The organism is Streptomyces sp. 13-12-16 (assembly GCF_002114215.1).
In the GTDB taxonomy this organism is placed as follows: Bacteria; Actinomycetota; Actinomycetes; order Streptomycetales; family Streptomycetaceae; genus Streptomyces.
Genome location: NZ_NCTE01001110.1, coordinates 1 through 2,654 on the forward strand (window position 1 = coordinate 1; position 2,654 = coordinate 2,654).

Annotated in this window: 2 protein-coding genes; both read left to right on the top strand. The window is 74.7% G+C overall.

The features are described from left to right. The first annotated feature begins 147 nt into the window (after positions 1-147). The gene (locus B7767_RS36005) at positions 148-1,713 is read left to right on the top strand and encodes an SDR family oxidoreductase (protein ID WP_085575712.1); all 1,566 of its coding nucleotides are present in this window, start codon (positions 148-150) and stop codon (positions 1,711-1,713) included. A gap of 252 nt (positions 1,714-1,965) precedes the next feature. After that, the gene (locus B7767_RS36010; RefSeq protein ID WP_085575713.1) at positions 1,966-2,529 is read left to right on the top strand and encodes a DUF2243 domain-containing protein; all 564 of its coding nucleotides are present in this window, start codon (positions 1,966-1,968) and stop codon (positions 2,527-2,529) included. Positions 2,530-2,654 lie beyond the last annotated feature (125 nt).

A 2,654-nucleotide genomic window follows, 5' to 3' on the forward strand; every position in this document is an offset into this window, starting at 1 on the left:
GGCCGACGGCGGCGTCCGCCCGGCTCGGCCCCCCTTCCGCCGTGGCCGCCCGGCGGCTCCGGCGGGAGGCGCCCGTGCGCGCCGTGGCCGCTGCGCTCATGATCGGAGCAAGAGGGAAGTCGTACCGCACACCTCGGAGGAGCACTCGTGGCGGACACGTACGGACAGCGGAACGGCGAGCGGCTGCGCTGCCTGGTCACCGGGGCCTCCGGATACGTCGGCGGACGTCTGGTGCCCGAACTGCTGCGGGCCGGTCACCGGGTCCGGTGCCTGGCCCGCTCCCCCGGCAAGCTCCGCGACCACCCCTGGGCCCAGGACGTCGAGACCGTCCGCGGTGACGTCACGGACGCCGACTCCGTCGCCGGGGCCATGCGCGGGGTCGACGTCGCCTACTACCTGGTGCACGCCCTGGGAACCGGCTCCGGTTTCGAGGACACCGACCGCCGCGCCGCCCGGGTCTTCGCCGAGCGGGCGCACGCCGCCGGGGTACGGCGGATCGTCTACCTCGGCGGACTCACCCCGGCGGGCGTACCCGAGCGTTCCCTCTCCCCGCACCTGCGCTCCAGGGCCGAGGTCGGGCACGTCTTCCTGGACGCTCCGGTGCCCGCCACGGTGCTCCGGGCGGCGGTCGTCATCGGCTCGGGGTCGGCCTCGTTCGAGATGCTGCGCTACCTGACCGAGCGCCTGCCCGTGATGGTGACCCCCAGCTGGGTGCACACCCGCGTCCAGCCGATCGGGATCCGCGACGTGCTGCGCTACCTCGTCGGCTCGGCCACCATGCCCTCCGACGTCGACCGGGCCTTCGACATCGGCGGGCCGGACGTGCTGACCTACCGGGAGATGATGCGCCGTTACGCCGCGGTCGCCGGGCTGCGGCGGCGGATCGTCGTGCCGGTGCCGGTCCTCACCCCGGGGCTCTCGAGCCACTGGGTGGGTCTGGTCACCCCGGTACCCGCCGCCATCGCCCGGCCGCTGACCGAGTCGCTGCGCCACGAGGTCGTCTGCCGGGAGCACGACATCGCCCGTTACGTGCCCGACCCTCCGGGCCTGCCGCTGCCCTTCGACGAGGCGCTGGCCCTGGCGCTGCGCAAGGTCCGGGACGCCCAGGTGGCCACCCGCTGGTCGTCCGCGGCCGTGCCCGGCGCCCCCAGCGACCCGCTGCCCACCGACCCCGACTGGGCCGGCGGCAGCCTCTACCGGGACGAACGGGAACTGCCGGTCGACGCAGCCCCCTCGTCGCTGTGGAAGGTCGTCGAGGGCATCGGCGGCGACAACGGCTGGTACTCCTTCCCGCTCGCCTGGGCGGTCCGGGGCTGGCTGGACCGGTTCGTCGGCGGGGTCGGCCTGCGCCGCGGACGGCGGGACGCCGAGCGTCTGCGGGTCGGTGACTCGCTGGACTTCTGGCGCGTCGAGGAGATCGAGCCGGGCCGTCTGCTGCGGCTGCGTGCCGAGATGCGGCTGCCCGGACTCGCCTGGCTGGAGATGTACGTCGAGACGGACGCCGACGGCCGCACGCGGTACCGCCAGCGTGCCCTGTTCCATCCACGCGGACTGCTGGGCCACGCCTACTGGTGGAGCGTCTCGCCGTTCCACGCCGTCGTCTTCGGCGGCATGGCCCGCAACATCGCGCAGGCCGCCGCCAAAGGCATGAGCGCGCACGGGCGGGCGCGCCGTCCCGGCCGCACCCGCCCGGCGAAGGGCCTCCGTCACTAGTCCCCCGGCACCGCCCCGGCCCACCGGGAGCGACGGCATGACCCGCGCGGTCGTCCTGTCCCGTGGCCGGCCCCGGTGAGCCGCGGAGCGCACGCGGTCTCTCACCGCCGGGACCGGTCCGCTCCGGGCCGGCGTCCCGCGGACGGTGACAGGGCCGGACGGAGCACATCGACGCGAACCGGGTGCCGTGGAGGGGGAACCTGCTCCTGGAAGTGTTCCCGGCGCACCCAGGTGCGGGGGCGGAGGTGAGGGATGGCCACCACATCGGGTGAGGCCCGGTCCGACGTGTCGCGGCCGGCGAGCATCCGGCTGCCGGGCATCGTGCTCGGTGTGGGGATGGGCGGGTTCGTCGACGGCATCCTGTTGCATCAGCTGCTGCGGTGGCACCACATGCTCAGCAGCACCGACCGGGACCGCGTCGGTGTGAGGTACTACGACCCCGGCACGGTCTCCGGCCTGGAGATGAACACCGTGTGGGACGGCGTCTTCCACACCGTGTGCTGGCTGTCGGTGCTGCTCGGGCTGGCCATCCTGTACTCGCGGGTCACCCACGACCGGCGGCGGGTGTGGACCTCCCGCGTGCTGTGGGGCTGGATGTTCGTCGGCTGGGGCCTGTTCAACCTCGTCGAGGGCGTCCTGGACCACCACGTCCTCGGCATCCACCACGTCCGCGCCGGAGAGGGCCAGGTCTGGTGGGACGTCGGCTTCCTCCTCCTGGGCGTGCTGTCCCTGGCCGGCGGCTATCTGCTCCAGCGCGGCGGCCGGCCCTTCGCCCCCGACGCCCCCGCCGGCCGTTCCGAAGGCCGGCGAGCCTGATGGTCCACGGCATGCCCGCGCACGAGCACACCGCGGGCGGCGACGTCCTGGAGTGGCTGCTGCCCGCGCTCGTCCTGCCGGCCGCCGCCGGCGCCTACCTGTCGCTCGCCCGCCGGGCCCGGCAC

Coding starts and splice junctions, on each gene's coding strand:
- B7767_RS36010 (WP_085575713.1), top strand. CDS start 1,966: ATGGCCACCACATCGGGTGAGGCCCGGTCCGACGTGTCGCGGCCGGCG.